11 protein-coding genes and 2 rRNA genes (1 of these 13 running past the window's edge) are annotated in these 16,156 nt (G+C 69.7%); 6 read left to right on the top strand and 7 right to left on the bottom strand.

Features of this window, described 5'->3' with window-relative positions; genetic code table 11:
- Positions 1 to 173: 173 nt before the first annotated feature.
- Complete coding sequence (gene dhaM / locus CFP65_RS26840; RefSeq protein ID WP_104818598.1) at positions 174 to 566, bottom strand: dihydroxyacetone kinase phosphoryl donor subunit DhaM; 393 nt, start codon at positions 564 to 566, stop codon at positions 174 to 176.
- A gap of 130 nt (positions 567 to 696) precedes the next feature.
- Here dhaM and dhaK point away from each other — a divergent pair, with 130 nt between their 5' ends.
- Positions 697 to 1,692, top strand: coding sequence for a dihydroxyacetone kinase subunit DhaK (gene dhaK / locus CFP65_RS26835; RefSeq protein WP_104818597.1), 996 nt, complete (start codon positions 697 to 699; stop codon positions 1,690 to 1,692).
- A gap of 55 nt (positions 1,693 to 1,747) precedes the next feature.
- Positions 1,748 to 2,362 (top strand): dihydroxyacetone kinase subunit DhaL, encoded by a 615-nt coding sequence (gene dhaL, locus CFP65_RS26830; RefSeq protein WP_104818596.1) that lies wholly within the window; start codon positions 1,748 to 1,750, stop codon positions 2,360 to 2,362.
- Positions 2,363 to 2,381: 19 nt separating this feature from the next.
- Here dhaL and CFP65_RS26825 read toward each other — a convergent pair whose 3' ends face one another.
- Entirely contained in the window at positions 2,382 to 3,572 is a 1,191-nt protein-coding gene (locus tag CFP65_RS26825; RefSeq protein WP_254552581.1) for a PP2C family protein-serine/threonine phosphatase, read from the bottom strand.
- Positions 3,573 to 3,763: 191 nt separating this feature from the next.
- Between CFP65_RS26825 and CFP65_RS26820 the strand changes: the two genes are divergently transcribed.
- Complete coding sequence (locus CFP65_RS26820; protein ID WP_104818595.1) at positions 3,764 to 3,982, top strand: heavy-metal-associated domain-containing protein; 219 nt, start codon at positions 3,764 to 3,766, stop codon at positions 3,980 to 3,982.
- A gap of 69 nt (positions 3,983 to 4,051) precedes the next feature.
- Positions 4,052 to 6,337, top strand: coding sequence for a cation-translocating P-type ATPase (locus tag CFP65_RS26815; protein WP_104818594.1), 2,286 nt, complete (start codon positions 4,052 to 4,054; stop codon positions 6,335 to 6,337).
- 56 nt (positions 6,338 to 6,393) lie between these two features.
- Here the strand turns inward: CFP65_RS26815 and CFP65_RS26810 are convergent, their stop codons facing one another.
- The 3 genes from CFP65_RS26810 to CFP65_RS26800 form a co-directional block, all read right to left on the bottom strand.
- The gene (locus tag CFP65_RS26810) at positions 6,394 to 7,125 is read right to left on the bottom strand and encodes an SDR family NAD(P)-dependent oxidoreductase (RefSeq protein WP_104818593.1); all 732 of its coding nucleotides are present in this window, start codon (positions 7,123 to 7,125) and stop codon (positions 6,394 to 6,396) included.
- A 529-nt stretch (positions 7,126 to 7,654) separates the two neighbouring features.
- Positions 7,655 to 8,965, bottom strand: a complete 1,311-nt coding sequence (locus CFP65_RS26805) for a citrate synthase (protein WP_371682469.1) — start codon at positions 8,963 to 8,965, stop codon at positions 7,655 to 7,657.
- A gap of 216 nt (positions 8,966 to 9,181) precedes the next feature.
- Positions 9,182 to 11,446, bottom strand: a complete 2,265-nt coding sequence (locus CFP65_RS26800; protein WP_104818591.1) for an ATP-dependent RecD-like DNA helicase — start codon at positions 11,444 to 11,446, stop codon at positions 9,182 to 9,184.
- A 191-nt stretch (positions 11,447 to 11,637) separates the two neighbouring features.
- On the opposite strand from CFP65_RS26800, the gene CFP65_RS26795 reads away from it, so the two are divergent.
- Together CFP65_RS26795 and CFP65_RS26790 are read left to right on the top strand one after the other, a co-directional pair.
- Positions 11,638 to 12,429 (top strand): VOC family protein, encoded by a 792-nt coding sequence (locus tag CFP65_RS26795; RefSeq protein ID WP_104818590.1) that lies wholly within the window; start codon positions 11,638 to 11,640, stop codon positions 12,427 to 12,429.
- Between the two features lie 39 nt (positions 12,430 to 12,468).
- Positions 12,469 to 12,930 (top strand): GNAT family N-acetyltransferase, encoded by a 462-nt coding sequence (locus tag CFP65_RS26790; protein WP_104818589.1) that lies wholly within the window; start codon positions 12,469 to 12,471, stop codon positions 12,928 to 12,930.
- A gap of 51 nt (positions 12,931 to 12,981) precedes the next feature.
- Here CFP65_RS26790 and rrf read toward each other — a convergent pair.
- Both rrf and CFP65_RS26780 read right to left on the bottom strand, forming a co-directional pair.
- A 5S ribosomal RNA gene (rrf, locus tag CFP65_RS26785) occupies positions 12,982 to 13,098 on the bottom strand.
- Between the two features lie 84 nt (positions 13,099 to 13,182).
- A 23S ribosomal RNA gene (locus CFP65_RS26780) occupies positions 13,183 to 16,156 on the bottom strand (it continues 149 nt past the right edge of the window).

The following is a 16,156-nucleotide window of genomic DNA, read 5'->3' as shown; positions in this document are numbered from 1 at the left end:
GGTGGAGCTCCCCGTTCGGAGGCTGGTGGGCTGCGGTGCGAGAGGCACCCCACCAGCGGCCGGTGAACAACCACCGGCCCACCCGGTGGCGGGCACGTGTACGCCCGCCGCCCTGCGCGCTTTTTACCCGACCGAGAGCGGGAGTTGACCCGCGATGCCTCGCCAAGGGCCGCTCAGAGCTTGCGGAAGTCCCGCGCCCCCTCGGCCGCGCTGACCACCTCGGCGAGCGCCGCCCCGGCCGAGGCGGTGACCACGGCGGCCACCGCGCCCTCCACGAACGGCGCATCCACCAGCACCACTTGGCGCCCCACATGGTCCTCCAACGCCGTCCGCGCGGTCAGCACCGAACTGCCCAGATCCGGCAGCACCACCACCCCGGCCCCGGCATCGGCCGCCGCCACCGCCCGCACGATCAGGTCGTAGCTGGTGCCGAGCCCGCCGTCCTCGGTGCCCCCGGCCAGCTCCACCGGCACGGCGCCCGAACCGAGTTCGAGCAGCAGCTCGCGCAGCCCGGCGGCCATCAGGGCGCTGTGCGAGACAAGGACGATACCGACGTGAGTGTCCATGCCCCGACCCTAGCCGGGCCCGGCCCTCCCGGTGATCCGTTCGAACCAACCGTGTCGTACACCGAGCAGAGCCACCGCCCCTCCCGTAACGTCACGGAGAGCCGCGCACCACCCGCCCCAGGAGGCCGCCGTGAAGAAGTTGATCAACAGCCCGGAGACCGTGCTCGCCGACGCGCTGGCCGGATTCGCCGCCGCGCACCCGGAGTTGACGGTCGATGCGGAGCAGCGGGTGATCAGCCGCCCGGCCCGGCCCGGGGTCACCAAGGTGGCCGTGGTCTCCGGCGGCGGCTCGGGCCACGAGCCGCTGCACGGCGGCTTCGTCGGCCCGGGGATGCTCGACGCCGCCTGCCCGGGCGAGGTGTTCACCTCCCCCGTGCCGGACCAGGTGCTGGCCGCCGCGCAGGCCGTGCACAGCGGGGCCGGGGTGCTGCTGGTGGTCAAGAACTACACCGGTGACGTGCTCAACTTCCGGCTGGCCGCCGAGCTGGCCGAGGAGGAGGGCATCGAGACCCGCACCGTCCTGGTCGACGACGACGTGGCGGTGGAGGACTCCACCTACACCGCCGGCCGGCGCGGCACCGGCGCCACCGTGGTGGTCGAGAAGGCGGTCGGCGCGCTGGCCGAGCGCGGCGCGAAGCTCGCCGAGGTGGCCGCCCTCGGCGAGCGGGTCAACGCCGCCTCCCGCTCCTTCGCGATCGCGCTGACCGCCGCCACGGTGCCCGCCGCAGGCCGGCCCGGCTTCGACCTCCCCGAGGACGAGATCGAGGTCGGCGTCGGCATCCACGGCGAGCCGGGCCGGCGCCGCGAGCGGCTGCGCCCGGCCCGCGAGCTCGCCGCCGAGGTGGTCGAGACCGTGCTGGCCGACCACCACCTGACCGCCGGCGACCAGGTGATCGCCCTGGTCAACGGCCTCGGCGGCACCCCGCTGCTCGAGCTGTACCTGGTGTACGGCGAGGTCGCCGCCCGGCTCGCCGAACGCGGCATCACCATCGCCCGCAACCTGGTCGGCAACTACGTCACCAGCCTCGACATGGCCGGCTTCTCGCTCACCCTCACCAAGGCCGACCCCGAGCTGCTCGACCTCTGGGACGCCCCCGTGGCCACCCCCGCCCTCCGCTGGTCCTGACCCCGGGGCGCTCGACCTCCCGGACGCCTTGCCGCCGACCCCGAACGGACACCCCATGGACATCCCCCTCGCCCTCGCTTGGATCCGCGCCACGGCCGCCGCCGTCGAGCGCGAGCAGGCCCGCCTCACCGAGCTGGACTCCGCGATCGGCGACGGCGACCACGGCAGCAACCTCGCCCGCGGCTTCGCCGCCGTGCTGCCGGCCCTGGACGCCCTCGCCCCCGCCTCGGTCGGCGCCGTCCTCACCAAGACCGGCACCACCCTGATCTCCAGGGTGGGCGGCGCCTCCGGCCCGCTCTACGGCTCCGCCTTCCGCGCCATGGGCAAGGCCCTCCCCGGGGAGCACGCCACCCCGGCCGAGTTCGCCGCCGCCCTCACCGAGGCCCTGGAGGCCGTCCGCGGGCTCGGCGGCGCCACCGAGGGCGACAAGACCCTGATCGACGCCTGGTCACCCGCCGCCACCGCCTTCGCCGCCCACCAGGCCGACCCCTTCGCCACCGCCGCGAAGGCCGCCGCCGAAGCCGCCGCCCACGGCGCCGAGGCCACCACCCCGCTCCAGGCCCGCAAGGGCCGCGCCTCCTACCTCGGCCCCCGCAGCATCGGCCACCAGGACCCGGGCGCCACCTCCACCGCCCTGCTCTTCCGCTGCCTCGCCGAGGCAGCCACCTGACGCCGGCCCGGGAGAAGTCTCAGGGCCTGGCCCAGTCCCGCCCGTCCCAGGTGATGAGCAGCAGCAGGGCATCGTCGCCGAGCTCCCCGCCGGTGTGCACCAACAGGTCCGAGAAGAGCCGCCCGACCGCCGCCTCCAGCTCGGCCGCGGAGCGGGCGGCGCCCCGGACCAGGACGCCCGCCCGCTCCGCCAGCGGGTAGAACTCGCCGGAGTGGTGGTGCCGCGCCTCGACCACGCCGTCGGTGCAGAGCACCAGCACGTCCTGCGGCCCGAACGGCTGGGCCAGGCTCGCCGGCCGCCCGCTGGCGAGCCTGCCGAGCCCGAGCGGCACCCACGGGTCCGGGGCCTCCAGCACGGTGACGGTGCCCTCCCGGCTCACCAGCATCGGCGGCACGTGCCCGTAGTGCAGCAGCTCCACGCTCGCACCCGCCGCGCCGAACTCCGCGAACAGCGCCGTGGTGAACTCCCCGTCCGGCACGTGCCGCTCCACGCTGGCCTCGATCCGCTCGGCGACCCGCAACAGCCCGTTCTCGTCGTACGCGGCCTCCCGGAAGGCGCCCAGCACCACGGCCGCCGTCTGCACCGCCCCCAGCCCCTTGCCCCGGACGTCGCCGACCAGCGCCCGGGTGCCGTGCGGGGTGTCGAGCACCGAGTACAGGTCACCGCCGATCCGGGCCGCGTCGGCCGCCGACACGTACCGCACCGCGAGCCGCAGCGGCCCGACCGTCGGCCCGGGGCTGCTGAGCAGTGCCCGCTGGGCGGCCTCGGCCACCGAGCTGACGGCGGCGAACTCCGCCGCCCGCCGCATCCGCAGCCGGGCCACCCAGGCGCTCACCAGGGTCAGCGCGCCGTAGCTGAGCAGCGCGCCGAACAGGAAGCGGCCGTCGTGCAGGTTGTCCATCCGGTCGTAGTGCGAGAGGCCGAGCAGCGAGAGGAAGCCGGCGAAGCAGACCAGCAGCAGCTCGAGCGGGCGCAGCGTCAGCGCGGCGATCGAGGGCACCACGACCATCAGCGGTGCGAGGTAGCGGTCCTGGCCGGAGACCAGGTCCGCCAGGGTGACGGCGATGATCGACAGCACCGCCGGGGCGGCCCTGCGGGCGAGCGAGAGGTCCTGCAGGTCGGTCGCCAGGATGGCGCGCTCCCGCCGGGCCGGGGACAGCGAGCTCGCCTTGGGAGCCGTGGGCGCCTGGGCGCGTCTGATCCGGGGCACATACCGAACATATCGGACGGACCACGTGAGCGCGCCGCGCGCTCCCCCGGAAGGCGGGACGCGGCGGCACGGTGGGTCACCGATCGACTACTCTCGGCAGGCACACCCGCCCGCACTCCGGCGGAATACCCCCAGGGGGTACGATCGTTGGAACGAGAGAGCGCAGTACCAGGACCCGACCGGAGGCACCGATGTCCAGCACCGTCACCTACACCGTCAGCGGCATGAGCTGCGGCCACTGCGAGAAGGCGATCACCGCCGAGGTCTCCGACCTCCCCGGCGTCACCGAGGTGGCCGCCGACGCCGCGGCCGGTACGGTGACCGTCTCCTCCCAGGCCCCGCTGGACGAGGAGGCGCTGCGCGCCGCCGTCGACGAGGCCGGCTACGAGCTCGTCGGCCGGGCCGCCTGACCCACCCCGCCGTGGCCGCCGCCCCGCAGACCCCGGGGCGGCCGCCGCAGCACCAAGGAGCACCGCAGCATGACCGGCACCACCACCGAGGCCCCCGGCGGCCAGGTCGAGCTCGCCATCGGCGGGATGACCTGCGCCTCCTGCGCGGCCCGGATCGAGAAGAAGCTCAACCGCCTGGACGGCGTCGCCGCGACGGTCAACTACGCGACCGAGAAGGCCCGGGTTGAGTACGGCCCCGGGGTGAGCGTGGCCGAGCTGATCGCCACCGTGGAGAAGACCGGCTACACCGCCGAGCTCCCGCCCCCGCCCGAGCCGGTGGAGACCCCGGAGCCCGCAGCAGAACCCGATCCTCTTCGGGAACGGCTGCTGATCAGCGCCGTCCTCACCGTCCCCGTGGTGCTGCTCTCGATGGTCCCGGCCCTCCAGTTCGACAACTGGCAGTGGCTGGCCTTCGCCCTCACCGGGCCGGTCGTGGTCTACGGCGGGCTGCCGTTCCACCGCGCCGCCTGGACCAACCTCAAGCACGGCGCCGCGACCATGGACACCCTGGTCTCGCTCGGCACCCTGGCCGCCTTCGGCTGGTCCGTCTGGGCGCTCTTCCTCGGCCACGCCGGGCACACCGGCCTGCGGCACGAGTTCGCGCTCACGGCGCAGCCCGGCACCGCCTCCTCGATGCTCTACCTGGAGACGGCCGCCGCCGTCACCACGCTGATCCTGCTGGGCCGCTGGCTGGAGGCCCGTGCCAAGCGAAGCGCCGGCGCCGCCCTGCGCGCCCTGCTCGGCCTCGGCGCCAAGGAGGTCACCGTGCTCGCCGGCGGCCGGGAGACCCGGCTGCCACTGGCCCGGCTGGCCGTGGGCGACCGCTTCCTGGTCCGGCCCGGCGAGAAGATCGCCACCGACGGCGTGGTGGTCGAGGGCAGCTCGGCGGTGGACGCCTCGATGCTCACCGGCGAGGCCACCCCGGTCGAGGTCACCGTCGGCAGCGCCGTCACCGGCGCCACCGTCAACGCGGGCGGCCGCCTGGTGGTCGAGGCCGCCCGGGTCGGCGCCGACACCCAGCTGGCCCGGATGGCCGAGCTGGTCGAGCGGGCCCAGAGCGGCAAGGCCGCCGCCCAGCGGCTGGCCGACCGGATCTCGGCGATCTTCGTGCCCGTGGTGATCCTGATCGCGCTCGGCACCCTGGTTGGCTGGCTGCTCACCGGCGGCACGCCCGCCGAGGCGTTCATCGCGGCCGTCGCGGTGCTGATCATCGCCTGCCCCTGCGCCCTCGGGCTGGCCACCCCGACCGCCCTGCTGGTCGGCACCGGGCGCGGCGCCCAGCTCGGCATCCTGATCAAGGGCCCGGAGGTCCTGGAGACCACCCGCCGGGTCGACACCGTGGTGCTCGACAAGACCGGCACCGTCACCACCGGCCGGATGACGCTGGTCGCCGTACACACCGCCGAGGGCACCACCGAGACCGAGGCCCTCCGCCTGGCCGGCGCCGTCGAGCACGCCTCCGAGCACCCGGTCGGCACCACCGTCGCCGAGGCCGCCGCCAAGCGCCTCGGCGCGCTCCCCCCGGTCACCGAGTTCCGCGCCACGCCCGGCCGGGGCGTCAGCGCCCTGGTCGAGGGCCACCGGGTCACCGCCGGCCGCGGCCTCCGGCTCAGCACCGGCACCCCGGCCACCGCCCCCACCCCGGACGGTCCGGCCCCCGGCTCCACCGATGCCCTCCCGTCGGCCCTGCGCGCCGCCCAGACGGCCGCCGAGGCCGCCGGCCGCACGACGGTGCCGGTCGGCTGGGACGGCGCCGTCAGGGCCCTCCTGGTCGTCTCGGACACCCTGAAGCCCACCAGCGCCGAGGCCGTCGCCCGGCTCCGGGCGCTCGGGCTGCGGCCGGTGCTGCTCACCGGCGACCACCGGGGCGCCGCCGAGGCGGTGGCGGCGGAGCTGGGGATCACCGAGGTGATCGCCGAGGTCCTGCCCGAGGAGAAGGTGGCGGCCGTCCGCCGGCTCCAGGCCGAGGGCCGCTCGGTGGCCATGGTCGGCGACGGGGTCAACGACGCCGCCGCGCTCGCCCAGGCCGACCTGGGCCTGGCGATGGGCACCGGCACCGACGCGGCGATCGAGGCGGCCGACCTCACCCTGGTCGGCGGCGACCCGCGCGCGGCGGCCGACGCGATCCGCCTGGCCCGCCGCACCCTGGCCACCATCAAGGGCAACCTCTTCTGGGCCTTCGCCTACAACGTGGCCGCCGTCCCGCTGGCCGCCGCCGGACTGCTCAACCCGGTGGTGGCGGGGGCCGCGATGGCCTGTTCCTCGCTCTTCGTGGTCAGCAACAGCCTCCGGCTGCGCCGCTTCCGGGCCGCCTGACCGAGCGGCCGGGGAGCAGAGCCGCTTCCGGGCCGCCTGGGACAGACGGCCGAGGGCTAACGCCCGAGCAGCTCGCCGCCGTTGCAGTGCAGGATCTCGCCGGTGATGAACCGGGCGTCCTCGGAGGCCAGGAAGACCACCGCCCCGGCCACCTCGCCCGGCTCGCCGATCCGGCCGAGCAGGGTGCGGGCGGCCCGGCGGGAGACCTCGGCCTCGTCGAGCCGGGACCCGAAGAACTCGGTGCCAGAGACGGTGCCGGGGGCCACGATGTTGGCGGTGATCCCGGCGGCGCCGAGCTGGGCGGCCAGGAAGTGGTTCCAGGCGTGCAGGGAGGCCTTGGCGGCGCCGTAGGAGCCGGCCCCGCGCAGGGCGGCGATGGAGGAGACGGTGATCACCCGGCCGGTGCCGGGGGTCAGTCTGTCCCGGACGGATTCGGTGAGCAGCACGACGGTGAGCACGTTCCGCTCGAAGTCCCCGCGCCAGCGGGCCAGTACGGCGTGCGGGCCGGCCCCGATCACGGTCTCCCGGCTGCCGGCGTTGTTGACCAGCACGTCGATCCGGGCCGGCAGCGAGGCGAGGGCGGCCTCCACGTCGTCCGGGTCGGCCAGGTCGCAGGCGAGCGGGGTGACGTCCGGGCCGAGCTCGATCGCGGCCTGCTCCAGGACGGACCGGCGGCGACCGACGATGACCACCCGCTCACCCTGGGCGACGAACCGGCGGGCCACCTCGAACCCGATCCCGGTGCCACCGCCCGTGACGACGATGTTCCTGGCGTCTGCCCTGGCCATCTGCGCGCTCCCTCCCCGTCCGCCCGTCCGCTGCTGAGGGTGCGGACGGTCCGTACCGGAATGAGACGATTCCTATCACGCTGGGTCGCGGCCGGTGCGGGGAGGGTGAGCGCGGCCGCCGGAAGCGGTGTGCTATGGAACGGGCACCAGCCGCACACGGAGCGTGGAGAGAGCCAACTCACACCCCCCAGGCGTAACTTTGCGGGGGCTGTTACGTCTTACCTTTTGTAGTGCGGCAGGTTTCGATGAGCGCCGACGTGTTGAACGGCAGCACGTTCATGCGCGACCATCACTGTCGCCGACGGGGCTCCGGCGGGCCCCGGGACGGCTGCCGATCACTTCGGTGGCCTTCGCGCACGACGCCGGGGGCGGTGGGTCGGGAACGCTTTGAGCGGCCGTTCCCGCCTCCGGCCGCCCCCAGGCGTCGTGCGCCGCGCAGAGAGCGCGGATGTGCGAGCACCACGACGAGGGCCCGGCTGCCAGTGGCAGCCGGGCCCTCGTTCGGTCAGAGCTCAGGGGAGCTGGTCGCTCAGCGCTCGCCGAGCTTCACGTAGTCGCGGATCTCGACGCCGGTGTAGATCTGGCGCGGACGGCCGATCCGGCTGGTCGGGTCGTTGATCATCTCGTGCCAGTGGGCGATCCAGCCCGGCAGCCGGCCGAGGGCGAACAGCACGGTGAACATGCTGGTCGGGAAGCCCATGGCGCGGTAGATCAGGCCGGTGTAGAAGTCCACGTTCGGGTAGAGCTTGCGCGAGACGAAGAAGTCGTCGTTGAGCGCGTGCTCCTCCAGCTTGAGGGCGATCTCGAGCAGCTCGTCGGACTTGCCGAGCTGGCCGAGCACCTCGTGGGCGAGGATCTTGACCTGCGCGGCGCGCGGGTCGAAGGCCTTATAGACGCGGTGACCGAAGCCCATGAGCTTCACGCCGTCCTCGCGGTTCTTCACCTTGGTGATGAACGAGTCGACGTCGCCGCCGTCCTTCTGGATCTGCTCCAGCATCTCCAGCACGGCCTGGTTGGCACCGCCGTGCAGCGGGCCCCAGAGCGCCGAGATGCCGGCCGAGATCGAGGCGAACTGGTTGGCGTGGCTGGAGCCGACCAGGCGGACGGTGGAGGTCGAGCAGTTCTGCTCGTGGTCCGCGTGCAGGATCAGCAGCTTGTCGAGCGCGTTGACGATCACCGGGTTGAGCTCGTAGTCCTCGGCCGGGACGGCGAAGGTCATCCGGAGGAAGTTCTCGACGTAGCTCAGGTCGTTGCGCGGGTAGACGAACGGCTGGCCGATCGACTTCTTGTACGCGTAGGCCGCGATGGTCGGGAGCTTGGCCAGCAGGCGCACGGTCGACAGGTGGCGCTGGGCCGCGTCGAACGGGTTGTGGCTGTCCTGGTAGAACGTGGAGAGCGCGCCGACCACGGAGGACAGCATCGCCATCGGGTGCGCGTCGCGCGGGAAGCCCTGGTAGAAGCGCTTCACGTCTTCGTGCAGCAGGGTGTGCTGGGTGATCTCGGCGTTGAAAGCCTGAAGCTGCTCGGCGTTCGGCAGCTCGCCGTTGATCAGGAGGTACGCGGTCTCGATGAAGCTGCCCTGCTCGGCCAGCTGCTCGATCGGGTAGCCGCGGTAGCGCAGGATGCCGTTGTCACCATCGACGAAGGTGATCGCGGACTTGTAGGCAGCGGTGTTGCCGAAGCCGTTGTCCAGGGTGACCAGGCCGGTCTGCGGGAGCAGCTTCGAGATGTCGAAGCCGGCGTTGCCCGCAGTGCTCTCGACGACGGGGTACTCGTACTCGCCGTCCTGGTACCGCAGTACTACTGCGGCCTGACTGTTCTCGCTCACGCTCTTCCTCACCGACGAAATGAAGACCTCTGCCAAGGTGCCCTGACTGTCTCTACCATCCCCCATTTGAGGGACAGCCGCGCACCCGGGGTTGCCCTGGAAGGGCTTCGCCCTACAAAAGCTTGCGCCGGTGCCGGTACGAACCGGACAAGATCGGCGCCAACCTAGGCTCCGCCCTAAATCTCTTCACGTCAAGACAACCTCTGTACTCAGAGGCTCATTGGACAATCATCCAGTCGACAGCCGATGATCAAGCGCAGAGTGCCGCCGACCTGCACTTACCGCCCTGACAGCCTGGCCGATCGCTCTGCGTGAGCCGACGAGCACAACCAGTCGCTTCGCCCTCGTCACGGCCGTGTAGAGCAGGTTCCGCTGCAACATCGTCCAGGCCGAGGTGGTGACGGGAATCACCACCGCCGGGTACTCGCTCCCCTGCGAACGGTGGATCGTGACCGCGTAGGCGTGCGCCAGCTCGTCCAGCTCGTCGAAGTCGTACGGCACCTCCTCGTCCTCGTCGGTGCGCACCGTCAACCGCTGGTCGTCCACGCTCAGTGACGTGACCACGCCGACCGTGCCGTTGAAGACCCCGTTCCGCCCCTTCTCGTAGTTGTTGCGGATCTGTGTGACCTTGTCACCTACCCGGAAGGTCCGGCCGCCGAAGCGGCGCTCCGGCAGACCCTCCCGGCCCGGCGTCACCGCGGCCTGCAACAGCGTGTTCAAGTTCCCCGCCCCGGCCGGCCCCCGGTGCATCGGCGCCAGCACCTGCACGTCCCGCCGCGGATCCAAGCCGAACTTCTGCGGGATCCGCCGCGCCACCACGTCCACGGTCAACCCAGCGGTGCGCTCGGTGTCCTCCTCGGCGAACAGGAAAAAATCGGCCATCCCCTCCGTCACCGGCGGCTTGCCCTCGTTGATCCGGTGCGCGTTCACCACCACCCCGGACTGCTGCGCCTGCCGGAAGATCCGGGTCAGCCGCACCGAGGGGATCGGGCCGCCCTCGGCCAGCATGTCCCGCAGCACCTCGCCCGCCCCCACCGAGGGCAGCTGGTCCACGTCCCCCACGAAGAGCAGGTGCGCCCCCGGCGCCACCGCCTTCACCAGCTTGTTCGCCAGGATCAGGTCGAGCATCGAGGCCTCGTCCACCACCACCAGGTCCGCGTCCAGCGGCCGGTCCCGGTCGTAGGCCGCCTCCCCGCCCGGCCGAAGCTCGAGCAGCCGGTGCACCGTCGAGGCCTCCGCCCCGGTCAGCTCCGCCAACCGCTTCGCCGCCCGCCCGGTCGGCGCCGCCAGCACCACCTTGGCCTTCTTCGCCAGCGCCAGCGCCACGATCGACTTCACCGTGAACGACTTCCCGCAGCCCGGCCCGCCGGTCAGCACCGCCACCTTCTCGGTGAGCGCCAGCCGCACCGACTCCCGCTGCTCCGGCGCGAGCTCGGCCCCCGTCCGCTCGGCCAGCCAGGCCAGCGCCACCTCCCAGTCCACCCCGGCGAAGGCCGGCATCCGGTCCACGTCCGCCCGCAGCAGCCGCAGCAGCTGGTTGCTCAGCGAGATCTCCGCCCGGTGGAACGGCACCAGGTAGACCGCCGTGATCGGCTCCCCCGCCTCCCCCGGCACGCTCTCCCGGACCACGCCCTCCTCGGCCACCAGCTCGGCCAGGCAGTCGATCACCAGGCCCACGTCCACCTGCAGCAGCTTCACCCCGTCCGCGATCAGCCGCTCCTCCGGCAGGAAGCAGTGCCCCTGGTCACTGCTCTGCGAGAGCGCGTACTGCAGGCCCGCCTTCACCCGCTCCGGGCTGTCGTGCGGGATCCCCACCGCCTGCGCGATCTTGTCGGCCGTCAGGAAGCCGATGCCCCAGACGTCCGCCGCCAGCCGGTACGGCTCGTTCTTCACCACCCCGATCGAGCTGTCGCCGTACTTCTTGAAGATCCGCACCGCCAAGGAGGTCGACACCCCGACCCCCTGCAGGAAGACCATCACCTCCTTGATGGACTTCTGCTCCTCCCAAGCCGCCGCGATCATCTTGGTCCGCTTCGGCCCGAGCCCCGGCACCTCGATCAGCCGCCCCGGCGAGGTCTCGATCACCTCCAGCGTCTCCACCCCGAAGGCCGTCACGATCCGCTCCGCGAACCGCGGCCCGATCCCCTTGATCAGCCCCGAGCCCAGGTACCGCTGGATGCCCTGCACGGTGGCCGGCAGCACCGTCGTGTAGTTCTCCACCATGAACTGCTTGCCGTACTGCGGGTGCGACCCCCAGCGCCCGTACAGCCGCAGCGACTCCCCGGGCTGCGCCCCGAGCAGCGCCCCGACCACCGTCAGCAGGTCGTTCGCCCCGCGCCCGGTGTCCACCCGGGCCACCGTGTAGCCCGTCTCCTCGTTGGCGTAGGTGATCCGCTCCAGCACCCCCTCCACCTGGGCGAGCTGACGCGGCACGGCGGCATCCGCACCCGCTGCCGCCGCCGTCTGCTGCTGCCGCTGCTGCTGGTACGCCATCCGCCCACTCCCTCCGGTCACCGTCCGCTACGCACCGTACCTCCCCACGCCGACACCCAGGTACTGCGGTTGTCCCGGTCCCCGCGAGGGCAGACGATGCCGGAAGGGGCGCTCGACCCGGCCCGCTCGCGCAAGCCACCGGCAACCCAGCAGCGAACCACCGGCGAACCAACGGCGACGGAGGAGATCCCATGCTCACCACCGACTACGTCCACGGTGCCCCGAACTGGCTCGACCTCGGCAGCCCGGACACCTCCGGCTCCGCCACCTTCTACGGCGCCCTGTTCGGCTGGACCTTCTTCTCGGCCGGCCCGGAGGCCGGCGGCTACGGCTTCTTCCAGCAGGACGACCGCACCGTGGCCGCCCTCGGCCCGCTCGCCGACCCCGGTGCCCGGGCCAGCTGGACGGTCTACTTCGCCGCCACCGACGCCGACGCCGTCACCAAGCACGTCCGCGAGGCCGGCGGCACCGTGCGGTTCGAGCCGATGGACGTCTTCACCGCCGGCCGGCTGGCCGGCTACACCGACCCCACCGGCGCCGAGTTCGCCGTCTGGCAGCCCGGCGACACCCACGGCCTCGACCAGGTCACCACCCCCGTCAGCCTCTGCTGGACGGAGCTCTATACGGCCGATCCGACCGGTGCCAAGGCCTTCTACCGCGAGGTCTTCGGCTGGCAGGAGCAGGACGTCCCGTTCGGCGAGAGCACCTACACCGTCCTCACGCCCGCCTCCGGCGGCACCGACGACGGCCAGGGCGGCATCATGCCCCTCCCGCCCGCCCAGACCGCCGCCGGCGTCACCTCGCACTGGCTCCCGTACTTCGAGGTCACCGACACCGACGCCGTCCTCGCCAAGGCCCAGGAGCTCGGCGGCGCCGTCCGCCTCCCCGCCACCGACGCCCACGGCGTCGGCCGCTTCGCCCAGCTCACCGACCCGAACGGCGCCGCATTCGCCGTCATCACCAGTGCCGCCCCTGGAGAATGACGCCGCATCACCCGACCGGGCCGCCCTAAGCTGACGATCATGAACGCCACCGAGCCCCTGCACTTCCGCCCGGCCGAACGCACCGACCTCCCCGCGATCGTCGCCCTCCTCGCCGACGACGCCCTGGGCGCCACCCGCGAATCCCCCGACGACCTCACCCCCTACGAGGCCGCCTTCACCGCCCTCGCCGCCGACCCCCACCAACACCTCACCGTCGCCACCCGCGCCGGCCAGGTCGTCGGCACCCTCCAACTCACCCTGATCCCCGGCCTCGCCCGCCGCGGCGCCACCCGCACCCTGATCGAGGCCGTCCGCATCTCCGCCACCGAACGCGGCACCGGCCTGGGCACCCAACTCATCGAATGGGCCATCACCCGCTCCCGCGAACTCGGCGCCGACCTCGTCCAACTCACCTCGGACAACACCCGCACCGACGCCCACCGCTTCTACGAGCGCCTCGGTTTCGTCGGTTCCCACACCGGTTTCAAACTGGCCCTGTAAACGCAAAGAAGCCCCATCCGGTCTCCCGGATGGGGCTTCTCCACAATGATTGTTCGGCGGCGTCCTACTCTCCCACAGGGTCCCCCCTGCAGTACCATCGGCGCTGTGAGGCTTAGCTTCCGGGTTCGGAATGTAACCGGGCGTTTCCCTCACGCTATGACCACCGAAACACTATGAAACTATCCGACCGCACCACACTCTCCATGAGCATGGGGTCGTTGTTTCAGAACAACACAGTGGACGCGAGCAACTGAGGACAAGCCCTCGGCCTATTAGTACCGGTCAGCTCCACCCATTACTGGGCTTCCACATCCGGCCTATCAACCCAGTCGTCTACTGGGAGCCTTACCCTCTCAAGGAGGTGGGAACATTCATCTCGAAGCAGGCTTCCCGCTTAGATGCTTTCAGCGGTTATCCCTCCCGAACGTAGCCAACCAGCCATGCCCTTGGCAGGACAACTGGCACACCAGAGGTTCGTCCGTCCCGGTCCTCTCGTACTAGGGACAGCCCTTCTCAATATTCCTACGCGCACAGCGGATAGGGACCGAACTGTCTCACGACGTTCTAAACCCAGCTCGCGTACCGCTTTAATGGGCGAACAGCCCAACCCTTGGGACCTACTCCAGCCCCAGGATGCGACGAGCCGACATCGAGGTGCCAAACCATCCCGTCGATATGGACTCTTGGGGAAGATCAGCCTGTTATCCCCGGGGTACCTTTTATCCGTTGAGCGACGGCGCTTCCACAAGCCACCGCCGGATCACTAGTCCCTGCTTTCGCACCTGCTCGACCCGTCGGTCTCACAGTCAAGCTCCCTTGTGCACTTACACTCAACACCTGATTGCCAACCAGGCTGAGGGAACCTTTGGGCGCCTCCGTTACTCTTTAGGAGGCAACCGCCCCAGTTAAACTACCCACCAGACACTGTCCCTGATCCGGATCACGGACCCAGGTTAGACATCCAGCACGACCAGAGTGGTATTTCAACGATGACTCCACCATGACTGGCGTCACGGCTTCACAGTCTCCCACCTATCCTACACAAGCCGAACCGAACACCAATATCAAGCTATAGTAAAGGTCCCGGGGTCTTTCCGTCCTGCTGCGCGAAACGAGCATCTTTACTCGTAATGCAATTTCACCGGGCCTATGGTTGAGACAGTCGAGAAGTCGTTACGCCATTCGTGCAGGTCGGAACTTACCCGACAAGGAATTTCGCTACCTTAGGATGGTTATAGTTACCACCGCCGTTTACTGGCGCTTAAGTTCTCAGCTTCGCCGTGACGAATCACGACTAACCGGTCCCCTTAACGTTCCAGCACCGGGCAGGCGTCAGTCCGTATACATCGCCTTACGGCTTCGCACGGACCTGTGTTTTTAGTAAACAGTCGCTTCTCGCTGGTCTCTGCGGCCGGCCCCAGCTCACGGAGTAAATCCGATCACCAGCTCCGGCCCCCCTTCTCCCGAAGTTACGGGGGCATTTTGCCGAGTTCCTTAACCATAGTTCACCCGAACGCCTCGGTATTCTCTACCTGACCACCTGAGTCGGTTTGGGGTACGGGCCGCCATGAAACTCGCTAGAGGCTTTTCTCGACAGCATAGGATCATCCACTTCACCACAATCGGCTCGGCATCAGGTCTCAGGCTATTGTTGTGCGGATTTGCCTACACAACGCCCTACACCCTTACCCCGGGACAACCACCGCCCGGGCTGGACTACCTTCCTGCGTCACCCCATCGCTCAGCTACTACCCTGTTGGGTCAGCGGCTCCACCACGTCCCTTCGTCCGAAGACTCCGGGCCGGCTTCACGGCTTTAGCATTCAGAGGTTCGCCGTTGGCGCTTCAAAGCGGGTACGGGAATATCAACCCGTTGTCCATCGACTACGCCTGTCGGCCTCGCCTTAGGTCCCGACTTACCCTGGGCAGATCAGCTTGACCCAGGAACCCTTGGTCAATCGGCGCAAGAGTTTCCCACTCTTGTATCGCTACTCATGCCTGCATTCTCACTCGTGAACCGTCCACAACTGGATTCCTCCGCTGCTTCACCCGGCACACGACGCTCCCCTACCCATCACAGCCCCCGTTGGGGGGTTAATGCTGCAATGACACGACTTCGGTGGTGTGCTTGAGCCCCGCTACATTGTCGGCGCGGAATCACTTGACCAGTGAGCTATTACGCACTCTTTCAAGGGTGGCTGCTTCTAAGCCAACCTCCTGGTTGTCTCTGCGACTCCACATCCTTTCCCACTTAGCACACGCTTAGGGACCTTAGTCGGTGTTCTGGGCTGTTTCCCTCTCGACCATGGAGCTTATCCCCCACAGTCTCACTGCCACGCTCTCACTTACCGGCATTCGGAGTTTGGCTAAGGTCAGTAACCCGGTGAGGCCCATCGCCTATCCAGTGCTCTACCTCCGGCAAGAAACACGTGACGCTGCACCTAAATGCATTTCGGGGAGAACCAGCTATCACGGAGTTTGATTGGCCTTTCACCCCTAACCACAGGTCATCCCCCAGGTTTTCAACCCTGGTGGGTTCGGTCCTCCACACGGTCTTACCCGCGCTTCAACCTGCCCATGGCTAGATCACTCCGCTTCGGGTCTTGGGCGTGCAACTCAATCGCCCTATTCGGACTCGCTTTCGCTACGGCTACCCCACACGGGTTAACCTCGCTACACACCGCAAACTCGCAGGCTCATTCTTCAAAAGGCACGCAGTCACGAGACACACAGCAAGCTGCATGTCCGACGCTCCCACGGCTTGTAGGCACACGGTTTCAGGTACTATTTCACTCCGCTCCCGCGGTACTTTTCACCATTCCCTCACGGTACTATCCGCTATCGGTCACCAGGGAATATTTAGGCTTAGCGGGTGGTCCCGCCAGATTCACACGGGATTTCTCGGGCCCCGTGCTACTTGGGAGAAGCTCAAGCGAGCCGTACAGATTTCGTCTACGGGGGTCTTACCCTCTACGCCGGACCTTTCGCATGTCCTTCGACTATCCATACGGTTTCTGACTCGCCCAACTGCCGGCAGACAGCTGAAGAACTTTCCCACGACCCCACATCGGCAACCCCTGCCGGGTCTCACACCAATATGGTTTAGCCTCATCCGGTTTCGCTCGCCACTACTCCCGGAATCACGGTTGTTTTCTCTTCCTGAGGGTACTGAGATGTTTCACTTCCCCTCGTTCCCTCCACACACCCTATGTGTTCAGGTGCGGGTG

The organism is Kitasatospora sp. MMS16-BH015 (assembly GCF_002943525.1).
Classification (GTDB): Bacteria; Actinomycetota; Actinomycetes; order Streptomycetales; family Streptomycetaceae; genus Kitasatospora.
The sequence above is the reverse complement of the archived record's forward strand: the minus strand, read 5'-3'. Positions and strand labels throughout refer to the sequence as shown.